The sequence below is a fragment of the Sphingobium sp. GW456-12-10-14-TSB1 genome, from assembly GCF_059424385.1.
The window spans coordinates 1-19,936 of record NZ_JBWKZI010000004.1 but is presented as its reverse complement, the minus strand read 5'-3'; the positions used below and the strand labels follow the sequence as shown (position 1 = coordinate 19,936).

At 60.7% G+C, this 19,936-nt stretch carries 25 protein-coding genes; 15 read left to right on the top strand and 10 right to left on the bottom strand.

What is annotated here, in order from left to right:
• Positions 1 to 12: 12 nt before the first annotated feature.
• Positions 13 to 399, bottom strand: coding sequence for a plasmid mobilization protein (locus AC07X9_RS23700; protein ID WP_086485394.1), 387 nt, complete (start codon positions 397 to 399; stop codon positions 13 to 15).
• Between the two features lie 320 nt (positions 400 to 719).
• On the opposite strand from AC07X9_RS23700, the gene AC07X9_RS23695 reads away from it, so the two are divergent.
• From AC07X9_RS23695 to traM, 3 genes are read left to right on the top strand one after another with little or no spacing between them, the layout of a single operon-like run.
• On the top strand, positions 720 to 1,100 hold the full coding sequence (locus tag AC07X9_RS23695; RefSeq protein ID WP_158636722.1) for a TraK family protein: 381 nt from the start codon (positions 720 to 722) through the stop codon (positions 1,098 to 1,100).
• Complete coding sequence (locus AC07X9_RS23690; protein ID WP_006954191.1) at positions 1,097 to 1,822, top strand: nucleotide-binding protein; 726 nt, start codon at positions 1,097 to 1,099, stop codon at positions 1,820 to 1,822. Before AC07X9_RS23695 ends, AC07X9_RS23690 begins: the two co-directional genes overlap by 4 nt.
• On the top strand, positions 1,822 to 2,262 hold the full coding sequence (gene traM / locus AC07X9_RS23685; RefSeq protein WP_019053940.1) for a conjugal transfer transcriptional regulator TraM: 441 nt from the start codon (positions 1,822 to 1,824) through the stop codon (positions 2,260 to 2,262). Before AC07X9_RS23690 ends, traM begins: the two co-directional genes overlap by 1 nt.
• A 34-nt stretch (positions 2,263 to 2,296) precedes the next feature.
• Here the strand turns inward: traM and AC07X9_RS23680 are convergent, their stop codons facing one another.
• The 9 genes from AC07X9_RS23680 to AC07X9_RS23640 form a co-directional block, all read right to left on the bottom strand.
• The gene (locus AC07X9_RS23680; protein WP_044663213.1) at positions 2,297 to 2,929 is read right to left on the bottom strand and encodes an IncP plasmid survival protein KfrC family protein; all 633 of its coding nucleotides are present in this window, start codon (positions 2,927 to 2,929) and stop codon (positions 2,297 to 2,299) included.
• A gap of 347 nt (positions 2,930 to 3,276) precedes the next feature.
• The gene (locus AC07X9_RS23675; RefSeq protein WP_044663212.1) at positions 3,277 to 4,299 is read right to left on the bottom strand and encodes a ParB/RepB/Spo0J family partition protein; all 1,023 of its coding nucleotides are present in this window, start codon (positions 4,297 to 4,299) and stop codon (positions 3,277 to 3,279) included.
• Between the two features lie 2 nt (positions 4,300 to 4,301).
• Positions 4,302 to 5,048, bottom strand: coding sequence for a ParA family protein (locus tag AC07X9_RS23670; RefSeq protein WP_006954197.1), 747 nt, complete (start codon positions 5,046 to 5,048; stop codon positions 4,302 to 4,304).
• Positions 5,045 to 5,344 (bottom strand): TrfB-related DNA-binding protein, encoded by a 300-nt coding sequence (locus tag AC07X9_RS23665; RefSeq protein ID WP_019053944.1) that lies wholly within the window; start codon positions 5,342 to 5,344, stop codon positions 5,045 to 5,047. Before AC07X9_RS23665 ends, AC07X9_RS23670 begins: the two co-directional genes overlap by 4 nt.
• On the bottom strand, positions 5,337 to 5,666 hold the full coding sequence (kleE, locus tag AC07X9_RS23660; protein WP_086485393.1) for a KleE stable inheritance protein: 330 nt from the start codon (positions 5,664 to 5,666) through the stop codon (positions 5,337 to 5,339). Before kleE ends, AC07X9_RS23665 begins: the two co-directional genes overlap by 8 nt.
• Before the next feature lie 105 nt (positions 5,667 to 5,771).
• A complete protein-coding gene (locus AC07X9_RS23655; RefSeq protein ID WP_006954203.1) occupies positions 5,772 to 6,035 on the bottom strand; it encodes a hypothetical protein in 264 nt (87 codons plus the stop codon).
• Between the two features lie 104 nt (positions 6,036 to 6,139).
• On the bottom strand, positions 6,140 to 6,553 hold the full coding sequence (locus AC07X9_RS23650) for an antirestriction protein (protein ID WP_006954205.1): 414 nt from the start codon (positions 6,551 to 6,553) through the stop codon (positions 6,140 to 6,142).
• A gap of 339 nt (positions 6,554 to 6,892) precedes the next feature.
• Positions 6,893 to 7,660 carry a GntR family transcriptional regulator gene (locus AC07X9_RS23645; RefSeq protein ID WP_006954207.1) on the bottom strand — a complete coding sequence of 256 codons (768 nt, stop codon included), beginning with the start codon at positions 7,658 to 7,660 and terminating at the stop codon, positions 6,893 to 6,895.
• A gap of 178 nt (positions 7,661 to 7,838) precedes the next feature.
• The gene (locus tag AC07X9_RS23640; RefSeq protein WP_019053948.1) at positions 7,839 to 8,078 is read right to left on the bottom strand and encodes a hypothetical protein; all 240 of its coding nucleotides are present in this window, start codon (positions 8,076 to 8,078) and stop codon (positions 7,839 to 7,841) included.
• A 513-nt stretch (positions 8,079 to 8,591) separates the two neighbouring features.
• On the opposite strand from AC07X9_RS23640, the gene AC07X9_RS23635 reads away from it, so the two are divergent.
• From AC07X9_RS23635 to trbL, 12 genes are all read left to right on the top strand, one after another.
• Entirely contained in the window at positions 8,592 to 8,993 is a 402-nt protein-coding gene (locus AC07X9_RS23635; RefSeq protein WP_019053950.1) for a helix-turn-helix domain-containing protein, read from the top strand.
• A gap of 106 nt (positions 8,994 to 9,099) precedes the next feature.
• Positions 9,100 to 10,065: a P-type conjugative transfer ATPase TrbB gene (gene trbB, locus AC07X9_RS23630; RefSeq protein ID WP_026149853.1), complete on the top strand. Its 966-nt coding sequence runs from the start codon at positions 9,100 to 9,102 to the stop codon at positions 10,063 to 10,065.
• A gap of 13 nt (positions 10,066 to 10,078) precedes the next feature.
• Positions 10,079 to 10,459 carry a TrbC/VirB2 family protein gene (locus tag AC07X9_RS23625; RefSeq protein ID WP_006964400.1) on the top strand — a complete coding sequence of 127 codons (381 nt, stop codon included), beginning with the start codon at positions 10,079 to 10,081 and terminating at the stop codon, positions 10,457 to 10,459.
• 18 nt (positions 10,460 to 10,477) lie between these two features.
• Positions 10,478 to 10,810 carry a conjugal transfer protein TrbD gene (locus AC07X9_RS23620; RefSeq protein ID WP_026149854.1) on the top strand — a complete coding sequence of 111 codons (333 nt, stop codon included), beginning with the start codon at positions 10,478 to 10,480 and terminating at the stop codon, positions 10,808 to 10,810.
• The gene (locus AC07X9_RS23615) at positions 10,807 to 13,386 is read left to right on the top strand and encodes a VirB4 family type IV secretion/conjugal transfer ATPase (protein ID WP_006964396.1); all 2,580 of its coding nucleotides are present in this window, start codon (positions 10,807 to 10,809) and stop codon (positions 13,384 to 13,386) included. Before AC07X9_RS23620 ends, AC07X9_RS23615 begins: the two co-directional genes overlap by 4 nt.
• Positions 13,271 to 14,092, top strand: a complete 822-nt coding sequence (locus tag AC07X9_RS23610) for a VirB8/TrbF family protein (RefSeq protein ID WP_369596833.1) — start codon at positions 13,271 to 13,273, stop codon at positions 14,090 to 14,092. Before AC07X9_RS23615 ends, AC07X9_RS23610 begins: the two co-directional genes overlap by 116 nt.
• A gap of 17 nt (positions 14,093 to 14,109) precedes the next feature.
• A complete protein-coding gene (gene trbG / locus AC07X9_RS23605) occupies positions 14,110 to 15,093 on the top strand; it encodes a P-type conjugative transfer protein TrbG (RefSeq protein WP_006964392.1) in 984 nt (327 codons plus the stop codon).
• Positions 15,094 to 15,095: 2 nt separating this feature from the next.
• Positions 15,096 to 15,869, top strand: a complete 774-nt coding sequence (locus AC07X9_RS23600; RefSeq protein ID WP_019053953.1) for a conjugal transfer lipoprotein TrbH — start codon at positions 15,096 to 15,098, stop codon at positions 15,867 to 15,869.
• A 12-nt stretch (positions 15,870 to 15,881) separates the two neighbouring features.
• Complete coding sequence (locus AC07X9_RS23595) at positions 15,882 to 17,249, top strand: TrbI/VirB10 family protein (RefSeq protein WP_026149855.1); 1,368 nt, start codon at positions 15,882 to 15,884, stop codon at positions 17,247 to 17,249.
• A 25-nt stretch (positions 17,250 to 17,274) separates the two neighbouring features.
• Positions 17,275 to 18,030 (top strand): P-type conjugative transfer protein TrbJ, encoded by a 756-nt coding sequence (gene trbJ / locus AC07X9_RS23590; protein WP_022675885.1) that lies wholly within the window; start codon positions 17,275 to 17,277, stop codon positions 18,028 to 18,030.
• A gap of 9 nt (positions 18,031 to 18,039) precedes the next feature.
• A complete protein-coding gene (locus AC07X9_RS23585; protein WP_019053956.1) occupies positions 18,040 to 18,282 on the top strand; it encodes an EexN family lipoprotein in 243 nt (80 codons plus the stop codon).
• A 10-nt stretch (positions 18,283 to 18,292) separates the two neighbouring features.
• A partial coding sequence (trbL, locus tag AC07X9_RS23580; RefSeq protein ID WP_495198005.1) for a P-type conjugative transfer protein TrbL occupies positions 18,293 to 19,936 on the top strand: 1,644 nt, incomplete at its 3' end.

The following is a 19,936-nucleotide window of genomic DNA, read 5'->3' as shown; positions in this document are numbered from 1 at the left end:
CGCGGCCCTTTTTTAGCCGCTAAAATCTTGCCGGGACCGCAAGACCTTTCGGATGATCCCGGCCAGCTCCTCCTGATTGGCCTCAATCTTGGACAGCACGCCCCGAATGACGACCGGCATCCGTTCGGGGGCCATTTCCTCCAACTTGGCGTCGTCGGTAAGCCATAGCTTCAACAGGCCGCCAAGACGGCCAAGGTCGCCATTGACGCGCACCAACTCACGCCCCTGTTCTATGTCGATTATGGGGCGCGGCTGATGCCCCAACCCAAGCACACGCAAATAGGCCGACGCGCTCAACCCGCTGGCCTGTGCGGCGGCTTCAATCGTCGCCTTGTCCTCGGCGCTGCACCATATCTTGATGTGGTGCCGCTCGCGCTTCGCCTTGGGTCTGTCGTTCAAATCACCTTCCCTTCGCTGCGGTAGCGGCGGCCTCGCAGAGCAAGAATCCCGTTGAGCGCCCCCGGCGCGAATAAGGGGAGTGATGGGGGTGTCCGCGCTTGCGTGGATGCCTCCATCACCTATCTTGCCCCGTCTTCGACGTTTAGACGCCAAATAGAAACTGTTGCTGGAACGATCATATATCGTTCACCCCCGAAAATATCTAGCGCCACACGGCCTAATCTGGCAGAAAAATACGATATAGCGGGAGTTCATCGGTTCGTGGCCGGTTTATGAACGCATTATAGCCGATTATGCGCCGAAAAATATCGTAGGTGGAAATGACAGACAGCGGGAAATCCTTCACGGAGCGATTGCGCGAACGGGCGGCCTCACGGGAGCCGGGGGGCAAAAACCGGAACCTCGCGCAATTCCTCGCCGCTCGATCGGACATAGATGCAGCCCTTGCGGAAGGATGGCCGGTGCGCGGCATATGGGAGCTGCTGACGGAGGAAGGCCGCATTAGCTTCGGCTATGCGTGGTTCGCCAAATACGTTCGCCGGTATCGCGCGCCAGCTACCGGGGAACCGCCCAAGGCATCGCCAGCGCCCCCCTCCCCTTCCCGATCAGCAACGGCCTCGGCCGAAGCTGATCCGCCGCCCCGGCCCAAACCGGCGCGCTTCAATCACCCGGCCACTCCGAACAAAGAGGATTTGGTATGAGCAACGTCCACATAGTTTTGCAGGGCAAGGGAGGTGTGGGCAAGTCGCTCGCCGCCTCGATGCTGGCCCAATATCTGACCAAGCGAGGCGAAAGCCCGCTCTGCATTGATACCGATCCGATCAACGCCACCCTTGCCGGGTTTCAGTCCCTCAACGTGTCCAAGGTCGAGCTGCTGGAAAACGGCGACATAAACCCGCGCAAATTCGACGCCATGATGGAAATGATCGCCGGTTCCAAGGAATCGGTGGTCATTGACAGCGGCGCGAGCAGCTACAGCGCCCTATCCTCCTATATGTTCGACAACGGTGCGCCTGACGTGATTGCCGATCTGGGCCATAAGCTCGTCCTGCATACCATTATCGTAGGCGGGCAATCGCTGATCGACACGCTTCAAGGCTTCGCCTCGGTAGCCGAAGCCTTCCCCGATCCGGCTGCAATCGTCGTGTGGCTCAACCCCTATCATGGGCCTGTCGAGGCAGAGGGTAAGAGTTTTGAACAGCTCAAAGCCTACCGGGAGCTAAAGGATCGGGTCGCCGCGATCGTCACCCTCCCCGATCTGAGAAAGGAAACCTTCGGGGCGGACGTTCGGGACATGCTGGCCGCGCGCAAGACTTTTGAGGAAACGCTTGCCGATGGCGACATAGCCCTGATGCAGCGTCACCGCCTCGGCCGCGTTCGTGATGCGGTCTTTGCTGAACTCGACAAGGCTAAGGTCGTGTAATGGCCGATCACGAAAAAATCGCGGCGCTGATCGCGGAAATCTCGCGCCAGCACGGGGTCACGCTGTCCGCCGATGATCCCTTGATGATCCTGCAAACCATCAACGCGATGTTGCTGGGCGAAAGCGCCGATGCGCAGGAGGAGCAACTAAAGGCGTTCAAAAGCGAGCTGGAAGACATGAGCAATCGTTGGTCGATTGCTATCACCGACAAGGCGGAATCGGTGCTGAACGCCGCGCTGGATGCCTCGGAAGCCGCCATGAATGAACGTATGGAGGCCGCAGCGAAGGCTATCATCAAGGAAGTCGGAGAACATATCGGGACGGGGCTACAAAAGCCCCTGAACGATGGCCGGGCCGTCGCTAACCGCAATCTCCTAGCGTCGGGCCTGACGCTGATCGCGGCGCTGGTAGTGTTGGCCGCTGCCCTGTTCCATCATTGACGCCAGCGAAGGCCCCTCCCCCCCGTGGGTCGCGCTATCCCCCGTCTCTCGCCAATCCGCGCGCGAGCGTGCGGCCTGACGGTTTCCGATCGTCCGCCCCGCGCTCGACCGTCTTTTCCCTGATCTGCTCTTTCTCCCGCTCCGCGCGCATGTGCAGCTCATGCAACCGGCGCGCCTGCATCAGCTCCTCGAAATCATCGACAAGTTTCGGCTCTCGATATTCGAGTTTGGCCGCCGCGATCGTCTCCACGCGCGGGCCGTGAACGGCCATACCGTCGCGGATTTCGCGCACGGCTTCTAGCCTTACCGCGATCCGCTGCACGGCCGCTTGCGCATTGGCAATCCGGGCCTGCCATGCTTGGCGCTTGCCGGGCAGGGACAGGAAGCCGGGGGGCTGCTGCTGGATTTGCTGCAAGCGGGCGGTTTGCTGCTCCATCATGCTTTCTAGGCGGTCCTCGATCTGGTTCGCCTGCTCAACCTTCTCCTCAATGACCGTCTGTAGCTGGGCGTTATAGGTTTCCTCGGTTGGCGCGGTGGCGATAGCTGCCGTTTCCTGACTATCCAGCGTGCGCGCCTCGTCTAGCAGCCGGTCGGCATCGGCCTGTGGGTCGCCCGTTCCCTCGTCCAGTGAGAACTTGTCCGGGTCTGCAATCGGCGTGTCCTGCATGGCCGTTCCTTTAGCGGCTAAAATTTCGAGCTTGCACTATATCCGATTTTCCAGCCTCCCGCGCCACAAAAAAGGCCCCGCTTGCGCGGGGCCATCAACTCGATGCTATGCGTCACTCAACGCATGTCGGGGGGAGGGTGCGGATTTGCCATCCACCAGTTCGGTTGCCCCCACGGCCCGTCTAACCATTCCCCATTTGTCAATTCGCCGCGAGTCCATATCCAATCGCAGCCCTCGCTATATGGCCGCCATGTGTCGCCGGTCGTCCATGCGAGAAGGATTTCAACACCAGATGGGGCTGTCTCGATAGGTTGCCAATCGTCGGTAGCCATAGATACCTCCAAATATTACCCCTCAAGAAGCGCGAGAAGCTGCACTTTCCCAAGATCGACCTCGGTTTCCTCGCCGCTGTCTTCATACTTGATCCACGCCACGCCATCGCGCGAGGGCCGCTTATTCAGGATCAGACGGGCAGGGCGCTTGCTATGGGAAACCTGCACAATGGCCTTTTTCAGCTTTAGCGGGTCTTCCTCTTTCGGTTCCTTCTCCTCCTCGGCCCCGGCGTCGTCACCAGCTCCGCCGTTGCCCTCATCGTCGCCCGCCTCCTCCTCGGCCTCGCCGCTCAAGCCGGACTCAAGGAACTCCTTCAAGAGCCGCACCGATCCGCGCGTAATCTCCTGATCGGCATCGGCCAGCCAGCGCGCCACGCCCTCGCTATGCTTCTTGTGGAGGCCCACAAGGTCATAGATCAACGTCACGTCCTTGCAACGCCCGCTCTGGAACGCCTTGGCGATCGGCTCCGGCAAATCGAGCAATGCCGCGTGCTGGGTGACAAAGGCCGGGGATTTCCCGATGGCCTTGGCAATCTCGCCCTTCTTTTTCCCGTTGGCCAGCTCGCGGCCGATGTAGTCGGCAATCTCGCGGGCCGTGAGAGCGTCACGCTGCAAATTCTCAATGACCTGATCGGCCTCGGTATAATCAGGGTCGATGAAGCCCGGAATTGTCACTTTCTCGGCCAACAGGGACGCGCGATAGCGGCGCGCGCCGTGGTTGATGAGATAGCGCCCCTCCACCTTGGGGTTGGGCCGAACGGAAATAGGCGTCTTCACGCCGCGCGCCCTGATCGTCTCGGCCATTTCCGCCAGCGAATTTTCGTCAAACTGCTTGCGGGGCTGGTGCGGGTCTTCGTCAATCAGCGCCAGCTCCAATTCGAGCGGAGCGCCAGAACCGCCCTCCGGGGCCGCAGGAGAGGCTAGGAGGCTCGAAAGGTCGCCCAACCCCTCCAACCCTAGCCCGGCGTTCTGCGCGGGCTTCTGCGTGGCCTTGGTGGACGATTTGCCCGCCTTCTTGTCCTCGGTGTTGTCGGCCATCGTCAAATCTCCATCTTTTCTTGAATGTGGCGGGCCATCGCTCGCATTTCCTGCGCCGCTTTCCGCGCCGAAGTCCGTTTGATCGACCAAACCGGCAAGCCCGACGCCAGCGCGTCCGCAACGCTGCTCCGGTTTCCGATCGGCGTCGGAATGACCAACTGGGGATAAGCACGGGTCAACTCGTCAAGGTGCTGCCCGTGCCGGGGATTCCGGCCATCAACCTTGCTCGGTATCATGCCAAGGAATTGCAGCGCCGGGTTCGCGCGCCGGATATTGGCGATCGTCGTCACCATCTTCTCAATGCCCTGCAAACTGTAGGCTTCAAGCTCGATGGGCGAGGCCGCAAAGTCGGCCGATAGCAACGCCGCTGCCATTCGGACCCCAAGGGAAGGGGGGGTATCTATCAGGCACACGTCAAAGCCTTCCGCCTCGATCACGGCCAGACTGCGCTTGAACGCGCCAGCAGCCGCACCGAGATCTAGTTTCTCAAGATCGGCCAACCGCGCGTCGGCGGAAAAGACAGCAATCCCCTCGGCGTTAGCCAGGTCGAATTGTGACACGGCATCGAAAAGGCCGCTCGCCAAGGCTCCGCTATCATATTCGCCAAGGGTGAAGCTGGCATTTCCTTGGGTGTCCAAGTCAATAACTGCGACCTTCAACCCCTGTTCTTTGAAGTAATAGGCAAGATGAACGGTCGTTGAAGTTTTACCAACGCCGCCTTTCTGGTTCGCTATGACAAGTGTTTTCATCGTTTGGCGTCCAATCTTTCCACCGCCTCGCGCTGCCATTGCCGCACAAGGAAGGCTTTATGTTTCGGTAAAATCGCCGTCACACGCTCGAAACCTTCGGGAACCTCGCTATGCGCGTTCCAAATCCGGTTGACCGCCAGACAAACGGCATTGCGGGACACGCCTTCGCGCTTCGCCACGGCCGATTGGGCCTCGCCGTCCACCAGAACGGCGCGCGCCATGTCGAGCGGACGCGCCGCGATATTGAGCCGTCCAGCAGCTTGCTCAAAGGCCGACGCGCTCAAGCGTTTATCCATTGCGCCTGCCGCGATTCTTCTCGCGGTATAGCTTCGGCTCATAGACGCCAAGGAAGATGTAGAGGGCGATATAGACCGCATAATAGGCGAGGAACTGCCAACCGGCATGAACATCCGGCGTGTTCCAATACCAGAGCATCCGGCAGAACTGCCAGAATACGACAAGCGGGATGATGAAGCGCGCGACGGTCCAGATCAGGACTCCGAACGTCCAGACGGCCGCAATGACGTAATCCACGCGGTTGCCCTTCCATGCGGGTGGAGGATTGGGAAGCCGCATGACCGCAAAACGTGCGGGCAGCGGGGGAATTTTCGCCTTCATCGGAATACTCCGGTTTCGACCTTGGCGGGTTGCCCGGTCACAACCGATATAATGACAGCATCCCGAACCGTGTCAAGCCCCCGTAAAGTCTGAACGGCAATAATTTTAGCCGCTAAAATCGTCGTTCTGGTGTTCCCAAATATTTCCCAAGCCCGCAGCCGCGCACAACAGCGCCCATGCCGAATAGGGAATCTGATCGTCGCCGCCCGTCCAGCGCCGAATAACGCGGGTATTGCTCAAGCCTAGAAACTTGGACGCGCTGCCCCCTGTCATGTCCGCTGCTTTGAGGACCGCCCTTACCTCATCCGGCGTCGGCTGCTGCCACCCCTGATCGGCGGGCAATAGGCAATCTGGCCGAACATCAATCATGCGCGCGTCTGTTCCTTCGCTGGCGTTGCTCCTCATGGCGGCCGAATGAGGAATATGCCCGATAGGCAGGGAAGGGAAGGGGGGCACGCTGCCCCCCTGTGGCGCTAGTCGAGCGCGGCACCGATCGGCCCCGCTTCCGAATGTTGGGCGGCATAGGCAGATGCCCACGCATAGAGCTGGGCAAATTGATCCTCGCCGTATTTTTCGTGCATATGCCCCAGCATGAACAGGGTGGCTATAAGGCCCGCCGCGTCGGCCGAAACGTCGCCAGAGAAGCCGTTGCCGTCCCATTCCAGACGATATTGGGGCTGATCGCCGGGGGCCATGTAGAACCCGCCGTTCGATAGGGTGTAGAAATGCCAATATGCGCCCGTGTAGTCGGCGGATAGCTTGGACATATAGCCATAGGTGACGGCCTCGACCTCGATCATGCGCGCCAGCCCGAACAGCCGGGGCAGGCACATAATCCGGTCTTCTTCGCCAACCAGCACGGCGGCAATTCTCTCTCTGTTGCTCATCGGACTTCTCCGGTTTCGACCTTGGCACCATAGCCCGGCCATATCCGATATATTGGAAGTTTCCCGGTTGCTGTCAAGTTACGCTCGCCCGCCATGAAAATCTTTTAGCCGCTAAAATGGCCTCCATCGCAAGGCATATTTGGTCGCTGCCCCGCAGTTTTACAGAGTGCCGCTATCCGCGCCCCGAATGGACACGCATGTCAGCTCCCCAAATCGGAGCCTTACCCCCTTTTTGGTGTTCAAACAGTCTCAATTAAGTGTTGCGCGACTAGCGCAACTCCGCATCACCTTAGATAAATAAACTCAAGGGGAGGTTCAGAACCATTATGAGACTCACGGCTAGGCAACAACGCCATCACGGGCGCAAATGCCGTTCCATAGGCTGATTAGGGCCTCCGCTGTGGCCTTGCATGTCGTCGTCTCCCGTATGTAATCGGCCTTGCTCAACCGGGAGAGCATCCAAGCCTCATCTTCAAGCCGGTCCTGTAGGCGCTGGGCCTCGTCGTCGGGCACCGGGGCAGGGCGCTTGCGCCGGTCGAGCAATTCGAGAAGCATCCTCGGCAATTCCACCCGATAGGCATTGGAGGTCTGCTCTGATCGCGCCCCGTCCTCTGTGACGGTGTGGACGTAGCGCCGCAGGCGCGCCAGCAAGCCGATGCTGGTAAGGGCGTTCAAGGCCCTTGCGACGGTGGCCCTAGAGACGGTCGCCCATTCGGCTATCATTTCATAGCTGGGCACCACGTTGCCCCTGAAACGCTCCTCCATCCGCAACAGGGCTTGATACACCCGGATCGTGGAATTGGTGATGCTCATGCAATAGTGCTCGAACTGCGTTATCTCGCGCGGCTCGCGCCGCAGCTCCGCGCGCAGGGCGCGGCCCTTTTCAAACGCCAGATTGATCGCACGCCAGCATCCCTTGCGCGTCTTGGTGTCTCGCGCCGCGAGGAAGCCCTTTTCTACGTCGCTCCCGGCTTCCTTGCTGCCGCCGCGCACGCGGGCCTTGGTGATGTGCTTCCCGCCCCGGCTACGGTCGCCATAGGCTCGGCCGAAAAGCTGCTGGGTCAGCTCCCCGATCGCCAGCGGCCCTTTTCTTCTGGTGTCACTCATCGTCGTCCCTCCTTTGCGAAGGGCCGGGAGACAGGCAAAAAAATCCCGTTGCGCGAATCAAGCGCCCTTGAACCGAAGTCCGAAAACCGCTAAGTGGGAAATTGTCTGTAGGTTCAGTGTTGGCGCACTGTCCCACTAAGCGGTTTTGAGGGTGCCCGGCTTCGAGCCGGGCATTTTCTTATCCACTCACGGCCAGAAACTCCTGTTGCAGAAACATATCGTCCCCGATCCGCTCTAGGATCGCGTTGATTGCAGCCTCGCGGGACGTGAATCCCTTGCTGGCTTTCACCCTCTCCACGATCTCGACGGCTTTAGGGGACAAGGCCAAACTCATGCGCTTAAAGCCCTGCTCGCTCTGTGCCTTGGCGCGTTTGCGCTGGGACAGCGTGGAGGGTTTGAGTTGCGTATGATTCGCCATAATGCCCCGGCTTAAAGGACATTAAAGGTTCTGGCAATTCAGTGCTGAAAAAATATGCTGGCGACTGAAAGACATATATAGAAAAGCGGTCTGCGTTTACGTCGAAGTCCGCAGTTCAAGAGCATCAACGAGTGGCTTCTTGGGCCTACCAACTGAAAGAATCGAAGCTATAGCCTTACATTATCGAGCTACGCGCTACAGCCGTAATTTTCAAAATTGGTCGCCGCGATCTGATCGGCAATTAGCATCTTGGGGCCTGCGCTCGATCCTGCGAGCATTTACGGAATGGACGCCAAAGAGAATTACGCGGAAGCCTGATCTTGTCTCTCGCGCGTCACTTTCTTCTTTCAATCCGTTCGCTGCCACCCGTTATGCGCGCTCGCGCGCTCGGCCCGGCTCGTCCAAAAATGATGCTATAAACAATCATATTCGGCGTCATACCGCTTCCTTTCTCGCGCGCTCCGGCATATCCTCCGCAGCTACCCGGAATTTTAGCGGCTAAAACCAACCCCCTTGCGGAAGAAAGAAACCGAACCTGTGTATCGGAAGGTTCTCGCGATTAACATTAACCGCTTCTTGGCCTTAAGACGGCTCAAGAAAAAAGACCTCGCGGAGAACGCGGGGCTGTCTGTGTCCTTCGTATCTGACGTTACAGCCGGTAAGGGAAACCCGTCGCTCGAAACAATCGCCGCCATCGCAAATGCTCTGGAAGTCCCGCTCGTCGCGCTACTGGAACCGCCGCCTATCGGCACCGATGGCTGGGACGCCAGCCTAGCCGATACCTTATCAAAAGAAGATAAAAAGCTGGGGCTTCCTCCCGGTTATAAGCGCGTTTCCGCTATCGTCACGGATCATCAAGCGTTTCAGATAGCACAATGGCACAAGGCTGCCCACGCTAAGTTGCGTCGGTCCTGACAATCCCCCCAATCTGAACCTAATTCTTTGCAATCGTTCTGGTTGCCTCCATGAAAATTCCGGTATATCCCTTGCGTCCATTTTGTTTTGGCAGGGACGGTGCTTCATGGAGGCCAAGGGGGAACCCGCTCAAGATACGGTAAAAGAGCGTGCGAAGGAGATGCTTCGCCGCTCCATGCAACCGCTTATGTTGGATGCGCTTGCCGACCCCAAGACCGTTGAGCTGATCCTGAACGCCGATGGCAAGCTATGGCTGGAACGCCTTGGCGAACGCATGATCTGCATCGGTAAGGTCGCCCCAAGCCGGGCCGAGGCGATCATCAAGGCGGTCGCTGGCTATCATAACAAGGAAGTGACGCGGGCCTCCCCGGTTCTGGAAGGCGAGTTTCCTATAGATGGCTCGCGCTTCGCCGGACAGATGCCCCCGGTCGTGCCCGCGCCGACCTTCGCCATCCGAAAACGCGCCGTGGCGATCTTTACCCTCGAACAATATGTGGAGGGCGGGATTATGACGGCGGAGCAATGCAGCCTCATCCATGAGGCTATCCGCGCGCACCGCAACATTCTGGTGATTGGCGGCACCGGCAGCGGCAAAACAACGCTAGTGAATGCCATTATCAACGGGATGGTGGACGCGGACCCGACCGAACGGCTCGTAATCATTGAAGATACCGGCGAGATTCAATGCGCCGCTGAAAACTACGTCCAGTTCCACACGTCCCCGCAAATCACCATGACGGCGCTGCTCAAAACCACGCTGCGGATGCGGCCCGATCGTATCCTAGTGGGCGAGGTGCGCGGCCCGGAAGCCCTCGACCTGCTCATGGCGTGGAACACCGGCCACGAGGGCGGAGCGGCCACGCTGCACGCCAACAACGCCGAAGCGGGCCTTAGCAGGCTCCAAATGCTCATCAGTATGCACCCCGATTCACCACGGCCGATTGAGCCGCTGATTGGTGATGCGGTGCATTTGATCGTCCACATCGCGCGCACGCCAGAGGGTCGCCGCATTGAAAGCCTGCTGGAAGTCGGGGGCTTCGTGGATGGGAAATACATTTTGCGCAAACTGTGAAGGAGCATGACATATGACGTTGTTTTGGAATGACGCCGCCGCCCGCCGTAAGGCGCTCATATGGGGTATGCTGGGGCTGGCGCTCGTCATGCTCCTGCTCTGGCCTCACGCGGCTTGGGCCTCGGATACCACGGGCGGCCTGCCTTACGAATCCTATCTGACCAAGGTGCGCCAGTCGATGACCGGCACCGTCGGTTATACCTTCGCCCTCGTCGGCATCGTCGTTGCCGGTGGTGTCCTGATCTTCGGCGGCGATCTCAACGGCTTTGTGCGAACGCTGTTGCTGATCGTCCTCGTCGCCTCGATGCTCGTCGGCGCTAACTCGGTCCTGTCCTCCATCACGGGCGGCGGTGCGGTGATTACCGGCACCGCTTCGCCCGCGCTGGCAGGCTAAAGGGGAGGGCCGGTCAACATGGCTCTGCGATCAGTGCCTATTCGCCGCTCTGGCGTCCGCAACAATCTGTTTTTGGGTGGGGACCGCGAGCTGGTCATGCTCACGGGCCTAGCGTCGATGGCGCTGATCGTTCCGGCCATCAATTCCTTGAAGGCGTGGGCCGCTGGCCTGCTGATCTGGTTTGCAGGCGTGTGGGCCTGTCGTCTCATGGCGAAATCGGACCCGCTGATGCGGTTCGTTTACATGCGGCACCGCACCTATCGCCCCTACTACCCGGCTCACTCCACGCCCTTCCGCAAGAACGGCCGCCTGCAATTCCGCCGCTACCGGCAACCGGGGAAGAAAAAATGATCCAGACAATCGCTGTCGTCATAGCGATCTTCGGGGCGGCCCTGCTCGCGGTCCTCGCCTTTGCGTCCTTCGCCAACGCGGCCGAACGCAAGCTGGCCCGGTATCGCTCCAAGGATGAAGGGCTTGCCGATCTGCTCAACTATGGGGCGATGGTCGATGATGGCGTAATCGTCGGCAAGAACGGCTCGTTCATGGCCGCGTGGATTTATGAGGGCGACGATAACGCCAGCTCCACCGACCGCCAGCGCGATATGGTCAGCTTTCGGATCAACCAAGCTCTCGCCGGGCTGGGCAATGGCTGGATGATCCACGTTGACGCGCCGCGCCGCCCTGCTGCCGCCTACTCGGCTGCGGGTCTGTCGCATTTTCCTGACCCGGTGACGGACGCCATAGATCAGGAAAGGCGCGAATTATTCCAGTCCCTCGGCACCATGTATGAGGGCTATTTCGTCATTACCGCGACCTATTTCCCTCCGGTCATAGCGGAGCAAAAGTTTGTCGAGCTGATGTTTGACGACGATCGGGAGCGGCCGAACAACAAGCAACGCACGGCCGACCTGGTTGAACGCTTCAAGCGCGAAATCACCACATTTGAAAGCCGTCTGTCCTCGGCCGTGAAGCTGACCCGCCTTCGCGCTCACAAGGTCGAAAATGAGGACGGCTCGACCGTGACGCACGACGACTTTTTGCGGTGGCTGCAATTCTGCGTCACCGGCAAAAATCAGCCGGTCGTGCTGCCCTCGAACCCGATGTATCTCGATTCCATCATCGGCGGTGTCGAAATGTGGACGGGCGTAATCCCGCGCATCGGCAACAAGTTCGTCCAGACGGTAGCGATCGAAGGTTTCCCGATGGAATCGACGCCGGGCATCCTCTCGGCGCTGGGCGAGCTGCCGATTGAATATCGCTGGTCCACGCGGTTCATATTTATGGACCTCCATGAAGCTGTGAAACACCTTGAGGATTTCCGCAAAAAGTGGCGGCAAAAGGTTCGCGGCTTCTTCGATCAGGTTTTCCAGACCAACAGCGGCAAGATAGATCAGGACGCCCTTTCGATGGTGGCCGATGCCGATAATGCGCTGGAGGAAGTCAACTCCGGCCTTATTGCACAAGGATACTATACCGGCGTCGTCGTCCTGACGGACGAAAGCCGCGATAAGGTAGAACAGGCCGCGCGCCAGCTTGAAAAGGCTATCAACGCACTCGGTTTCGCGGCCCGTATCGAGACGGTGAACAACCTAGAGGCGTTCTTGGGCACGCTGCCGGGGCATGGCGTCGAAAACGTCCGCCGCCCGATCATCAACACCATGAACCTAGCCGACCTGATGCCGACCAGCTCGATATGGACCGGCCTCGATCATGCGCCGTGCCCGATGTATCCGCCCAGCTCGCCCCCGCTCATGTCTGGCGTCACCAACGGCTCCACGCCGTTCCGGCTCAATCTCCACGTCCGCGACGTGGGGCATAGCTTCATCTTCGGCCCCACGGGCGCAGGCAAGTCAACGCTGCTCGGCCTGCTCGCCGCCCAGCTCCGCCGCTATCCCGGCATGTCCATTTTCGCGTTCGACAAGGGCCTGTCGCTCTACCCGCTGGCGAAGGCGGTGGGCGGGGCGCATTTCACTGTCGCCGGGGATGACGAAAAACTCGCCTTCTGCCCGCTCCAATTCCTCGAAACCAAGTCCGATCGCGCATGGGCAATGGATTGGATCGACACAATCCTAGCCCTCAACGGCGTGGCGACCACGCCCGCGCAACGCAACGAAATCGGCAACGCCATCGTCAACATGCACGCCAGCGGGGGCAAAACCCTCTCTGAATTTGTGGTCACGATTCAGGATGAAACGGTGCGCGAGGCGATCCGCACCTACACGGTGGACGGCTCTATGGGCCATCTTCTCGATGCGGAACATGACGGCCTGAGCCTGTCGGAATTTACCGTGTTTGAAGTCGAGGAGCTGATGAACCTCGGTGAAAAATACGCGCTGCCGGTCCTCCTCTATCTTTTCCGGCGTATCGAGCGATCTTTGAAGGGCCAGCCTGCCGCGATCATCCTTGATGAAGCATGGATTATGCTGGGGCATCCCGCCTTCCGGGCCAAAATCCGCGAATGGCTCCGGGTGCTGCGCAAGTCCAACTGCCTTGTTCTCATGGCAACGCAAAGCCTGTCTGACGCCGCAAATTCGGGCATCCTTGACGTTATCGTGGAGTCCACCGCGACCAAGATTTTCCTGCCGAACGTCTATGCGCGCGATGACGATACCGCCCAACTCTACAGACGCATGGGCCTCAATACACGCCAGATTGAAATCTTGGCGACGGCCATCCCCAAGCGCCAATATTACTATCTCTCGGAACAGGGGCGGCGGCTCTTTGAGCTGGCGCTAGGCCCCGTGGCCCTGTCCTTCGTCGGCGCGACCGACAAGGAATCCATCGCCACCATTAAGGCCCTTGAAGCGGCCTATGGCCCGGCATGGGTCAACGAGTGGCTGGCCATCCGTGGCGTCGAATCCACCATCAATATCGGCCGCGCGGCGGCGGCCCCCTATACCTCGGAGAAGCTGCATGAGTCTGTTTGACAAGCTGCGGGGGCGGCGAGCTGCGGAAAGCGCCCCGGTTGATCCCAACCCCTACCTGAACGCGCGGCGGCAATGGAATGAGCATGTGGGCGGCATCGCTGCCTCGCGGCGCTTGTGGCAGACTATGGCAATCCTTTCGATGCTGATCGTCCTCGCCGCTGTCGGCGGCATCATAGCGATTGGCAGTCAATCGAAATTCATCCCTTACGTGGTCCGCGTGGACTCGCTGGGGGACGCGATAGCGACCCAGCGGGCCGATGTGGCTTCGCCGGTCGATGCGCGCGTGGTGCAAGCGCAAGTCGGCTCCTTCATCCAGTCGGCCCGCATGGTGACGGCTGACGTTGAACTCCAAAAGCAAGCCATTTTCCGGGTCTATGGGATGCTCGCGCCGAACGATCCGGCGTTGGCAAAGATGACCGACTATCTCAACGGCAATCCCGACAATACGCCTTTCGCCCGCGCGGCGCGGGAAACCGTGTCGGTCGAAATCGCCTCGGTAATTCAGCAAACCAAGACCTCTTGGCAGGTCGATTGGACCGAGACGGAGCGCGATCGGCAAGGCCAGCCTATCCAGCCTCCGGCGAAAATGCGCGCGCTCGTCACGATCCGCGTTGCGCCGCCCAGCTCGGCCACCACGGAGGAACAAATTAAGCAAAACCCCTTGGGCGTGTTCGTCCAAGATTTCTCTTGGTCGCGCACACTCTGATGGGAGGGACAATCAACATGAAGAAGATCGCCTATTTCGCCGCCGCCCTCGCGGCGCTGCCTTCGATCGCGTCCGCGCAGGACGGCCCGCCGCTTCCCGACGACATGCCGCCCGCGAACGCGCCCATGCCTGCCGGGGGAGGGGCGCAAGTAGATCCCAATGCCTATATCAGCCCGCGCAATCCGAACCTGACGCGCACCCAGCGCGAGGGTCTGTCGATCGCGCGGCGCTGGCAGGCGGAAAGCGCCGAAGGCATCAAGCCGGTGCCGGGCACCGAAGGCGCGGTATTGTTCGCCTTCGGCACCTCCGAACCCTCCGTGGTCTGTGCTGTGCTGCAAATCTGCGATGTGCAGTTGCAGCCGGGCGAGAACATCAATTCGGTCAACGTGGGCGATAGCGCCCGCTGGCTGATCGAACCGGCCGTTTCCAATTCCGGGCCGAACGAAACCCAGCATCTTATCATCAAGCCGCTCGATGCGAACTTGAATACAACGCTGATCGTGACGACCGATCGCCGCACCTACCATATCCGGTTGGTGTCGCACCGGACGCAATTCATGTCGCGGGTGGCGTTCACCTATCCCGATGAAGCGCAAGCCAAATGGGCCGCTTTCCGCGCTCGATCGGACACGGCGCGCGCCGAAAACACGATGGCGGTGCCCGATGGCGCGCGCGGGACGGGCAGGGGAGGGAGCGAATATCTCTCCAATCTCGATTTCCACTATAGCGTTGACGGCCGCGCACGCTGGAAGCCCGTCCGGGTTTACAATGATGGCGTCAAAACCATCATCGAAATGCCGCACGCGATGGAGCAGACGGAAGCGCCATCGCTGCTGATCGTCCGGGCCGGGGGCAGCGTCTCCAAGGCGGCTGATACCTCCATCGTCAATTACCGGCTCCAAGATGGCCGCTACATTGTCGATCAGATTTTTGACCAAGCGGTCCTCATCTCCGGTGTCGGCAAGCGCCAAGAGCGCGTCACCATCACAAGGGGGGGCTGATCGTGCGCGGTGCGATTTTTGTATCAGTGGCTTTCCTGCTTACGAGCTGCGCGGGCGTTTCGCACCGGGACAGCTTCGCCGTTCCGGCTCCTCCCGATCAGGCCCAAGCCCTCGTTGACGATTCCGTGGCGGAGCTGGTGAAACTCTACCCGCCTGCGATTAGCCGGGTGCTGATCCCGACTACCGGGGGCGGGGCCTATGGTGACGGCTTGCGCTCCTCGATGCGCCAAGCAGGCTATGCGGTGATTGAGGCGGGCAAGGGCGTGAAGCCCGATCCTGCGGCCACGCCGTTGCGCTATTACGTCGATCAGCCAATTGCCGATTCCTACCGCGTGACGCTGCGGGTCGGCGCGCAAACTTTCTCCCGCATCTATGGCGTGGATGAAAAGGGTATCTACCCGTCTGCCGGGTGGGCGCTCGATCTGACCGGCGCAACGCCGGAGCTGATCGAACGGGCGAACCGGCCCGTAGCGCCTGCCGCACCTCCTCCCGTTCCGTCGCCCGTCGCCAGCACGCAACCCGGCTTCGGCGGCAATGGAACAGAGGCCGGAACGTGGTCTGTCAGCCTGACGGGCTTCTCCTCCGAAAGCGCAGCACGCGCCTATTGGCGCGCGACGGCGCGCCTTCGCCCTTCGTGGGCGAGCGTGACGCCGCGCTTTGTCCAAAACGGACGCTCTCACGGCATCCAATTCGGACAGTTTCAATCCAGCGCGACGGCGCGCGCCAAGTGCAAGGGCATCCGTGCCGCGCGCTGTGGCGTCGTCAAGGCCGGGTAAGGGGGTAGGTTTATGTCTGATGCTGATAGCATGTCGCCGGAAGCCTCGCCGGGCGGTGCAGCGGACGGGAACAGCGGGCGCTTGGTGACGGGAGTTCGCAGGGTCAATAATGCGCCGCTGCTGATCGTCCTCGGCATTGTGGCGCTGTTCATCGCCATCGTGGTGTCGATTATGATTGATCGCTCCTCGGACAATGCGGCGACCAAGGTTCAACCGGCTGTCGGTCAAAGCTCGGCCGATGTTGCGAACAAGGTTGCGGGGACCGCTCCAAGCGGTGCTGCGGAAGTGATGGCGAACGCGCCCCCGCTGCCGCCTGCCGATGGCATCCCGGTCGCGCCGGTCGATCCCAATGCGCCGCCAACCGTCACCGCCTCGCCAGCGCAACCCAACGGCCCCACGGCGGCCGATCTGCGCCGGGCACGCATGGAAGCGATACGCGAAGCACGCCTTGCCCAATTTGGCAGCGCCGTGCGCTCTCCTACCGCCCTGAAATGGCAGGACGGCCGCAATGGGGCATCCTCTGGCGCTGGCGGCATGAGTGGCGGCGCTGATCCGGCAACCCAGCTCGTCGCCCTGCAACAGCAAATGGCCGCTGCAATGGCGCAGGGCCGCCAGCCCTCGGCCTCCGACATTGCCACCCTTACGGCCCTGTCAAACCAAGTGGCCGGGGGAGGAGCCGGAGCCGGGCAGGGTGCCGCCAATGCCCGCCCGCCTGCCAACTATGGCCAGTTCGCCAACAATGCGGGTGGCAATCGCTGGGCCTCGAACAGCCAAGTAGAAGCGCCCTCCCGCTACCAGCTCCGCGCGGGCTTCGTAATTCCCGGCACGCTGATCTCCGGCATCAACTCGCAAATACCGGGGCAGATTGTCGCGCAAGTTTCCCAAAACGTGTTCGATACCGCGACGGGCCGCTATCTCCTGATCCCGCAAGGCTCCCGCCTTGTCGGCGCGTATGATTCCAACCCGGTCTTTGGGCAGACGCGCGCGCTCATCGCGTGGCAACGGATCATCTTTCCTGACGGCAAGGCGATCGACCTTGGCGCTATGCCGGGGTCAGACAGCGCGGGCTATGCCGGGTTCCATGACCAAGTGAACGCGCATTGGTTCCGTATCTTCGGCTCCGCTCTGCTCATGTCTGGTGTGACCGCTGGCGTAACCCTTAGTCAGCCGCAAACCGGCCTCAACGCCAATGGCACCATGTCCGCCAGCCAAGCCCTTAGCCAAGCTCTCGGCCAGCAGCTCGGACAGACCACGGCGATGATGATTGAGCGCAATCTGAACATATCGCCCACGCTGATTATCCGGCCCGGCTTCCGCTTCAATGTGGTCGTCGTGAAAGACCTCACATTTTCAAAGCCTTACCGCTCATTCGATTATTGACGCCAGATGAAAGGGAGCAAGCAAAATGAAGTCTCGAATTTTAGCCGCTAAAATTTCTTTGGCGATCACTCTCGCGCTGGCGGCCCCGTCCGCCAATGCGCAAATCTCGGTTATCGACGTTGCGAACGTCCGCCAGACAACCGTTTCCGCGCTGCAAAACGTCGCCACGGTGGCGAAGCAAATCCAGCAGTATCAGACGCAGCTACAGCAATACCAAAATATGATTCAGAACACGGTCGGCGCGCCGGTCCAGCTCTGGCAGCAGGCTACGCAAACGATCGACAGCCTCCAAGGGCAGGTCAATCAAATCAGCTCGTTCGCTCGTCAAGCTGGCGACGTGAACACCTACATGAATCAATTCAAAAATCCGTCTTACTATCAGACCAATGCTTGCACGTTCGGGAACTGCACGGCGGCGCAGCGCGCGGCGGCTCTGTCCGCTACTCGCGCCCGCACGACAAGCCAGATGGCCGCAAATGCCGACGCTATGAACGGCATCAACAGCGCCATGACAACGCTTGCGTCTGACGGCCAGCGCCTCGACCAGTTGCAGGCCAATGCCACGGGTGCGAGCGGGCAAATGCAAGCCCTGTCCTACGCCAATCAATTTGCGGCCCAACAAGCCAGTGAGTTGCAGAAAATTCGCGGCGTCCTGCTCGCGCAAAGCGCCGCGCTGACGGCTCAATCGCAATATCAGCTCGATCGCGATGCTGCGGCAACAGAGGCATCGGCCGCAATGCGGAAAACCAAACCGACGCCGATCGGAACCTATCAGAATTAAGGAAAGCCCATGCCGAAATTGCGTCAACTTATCGCCGCGTCCTGCTGCACCGCTACACTTCTTCTCGCGGCCTGCGGCAAGTCCGAGTCCGAACCGAAAACGATGCTCTATTACTCTCAACACCTAGACGAAGCCCGCGAGAAGGTCGCCCGATGCAAATCCGGCGTCGAAACCGACGCGGAGTGCCAAGAAGCGGGCAGCGCACTAGCGCACGAAACCAAGCCGACGCCGATCGGAACCTATCAGAATTGAGGATAGCACTATGAAGGCTCTGGCTCGCCTACACCTGTCCGCCTTGGGGGTGGCGCTCACGCTCGCCGCGACTCCCGCCTATGCGCAATCGCAAGGTATGCTCGATAATGTTCTGAACAAATATAAGAGCATGGCGGCGGCGTGGGCGAGCGTCTTCACAACGCACGCGACAATTCTATTCGGCACACTAGCGGCGGTCAGCCTCATTTGGACGTTCGGGGTAATGGCGTTGCGCCGCGCCGATCTTGGCGAATTTGCTTCGGAAGCAATTCGCTTCGCCATCTTCTGCGGCTTCTTCTGGTGGCTGCTCATCAACGGCCCGGCGATCGGCTTGGCGATCATTGAAGGGCTGCGCTCGTTGGGTGCGCAGGCATCCGGCCTGCCTAACAATCTCGCGCCATCGGGTATTGTGGACATTGGTTTCGACATTTTCCGCCAAGCTGTCGAAGCGTCCAGCGTCCTAACTCCGGTCGATTCCGCTCTTTCTATCTTGGTTTCGCTGGGCATCCTGATTGTTTTGGCTCTCGTCGGCGTGAATATGCTGCTGCTGTTGGCCTCCGGCTATGTCCTCGCCTATGCCGGGGTTATCTTTTTGGGCTTCGGCGGCGCGCGGTGGACCAGCGATATTGCGCTGAACTATTTCAAAACGGTGGTCGCGGTGGGCGCGTCCCTGATGACGATGGTTCTTATCGTCGGCGTCGGCAAAACCTTCCTTGACCAATATTATGCCGCAACGGGCGAGGGTTCGTCTCTCCAAGATTTAGGGACCATGCTTGTCTTCGCGGTCGTCCTTCTGGCGCTCGTAAACAAGGTTCCCGCGATGGTCGGGGGCGTTATAAGCGGCGGCTCGATCCACGCGGCGGGCGGTATCGGAGCCTTTGGGGCAGGGGCCGCGCTGGGTGCTGCCGGGATGGCCGCTGGGGCGGCGGCCACGGGTGGAGCTATGATCGCTGCTGGCGCGATGAACGCTGCGGGTGGAGCCAGCGCGATCAAGGCCGCCTTCGCTGCCGCTGGTGGGAGCGGTGGTGAAGGCGGCCAAACCGGCATGGGAGGCGGGCAACCGCTTTCGTCGGCGGGCGACATGCCGGGAGGCGGCGATAACGGCGGCGGCGGTGGCGGTGGGGGCGGCGGCACGCCCCTTAGCGTCGCTATGGGCGGCGATGGCGGTTCCCCCCCGGCCAATGACAACAGCGGCCTTCAAGGCGGCTCGGAAGCCGCCAGCGCGGGCGGTGGCACGGCTGCAAGCGCCGCTGCGGGTAGCGAGGCGGCCGATCGTGAAGACGGCAACGGCGGCGGCGCTGCCGGTGGCTCGCCTGCGGGGGAGGGGGAGGCCAGCTCCGCCAGCTCGCAAGGTGAAGGCGCGCCCGAAAGTGGCGACACTGGCGGCACGCAACGCACCGGCCTTAGCCGTGCGGCGAAAACCGCAAGCATCCTCGGCGGCGCTGCCGCTGGTATGGCGGTGGGCGCTTTGAAAGAGCGGGTGGGAAATACGGTGGGCGGCCGACTGGCGGCCAATATCCGCGCGTCGGCCGCCTCGGCATCGTCGGGAAGTGAAACGCTCGCTCCCGCGACCGGCGCGGGCAGTCCCGCCAGCTCGTCCGATTCATCGCCACCCCCCACGGCGCAATTCGCGGGCGATACCATTTCGGCCGCC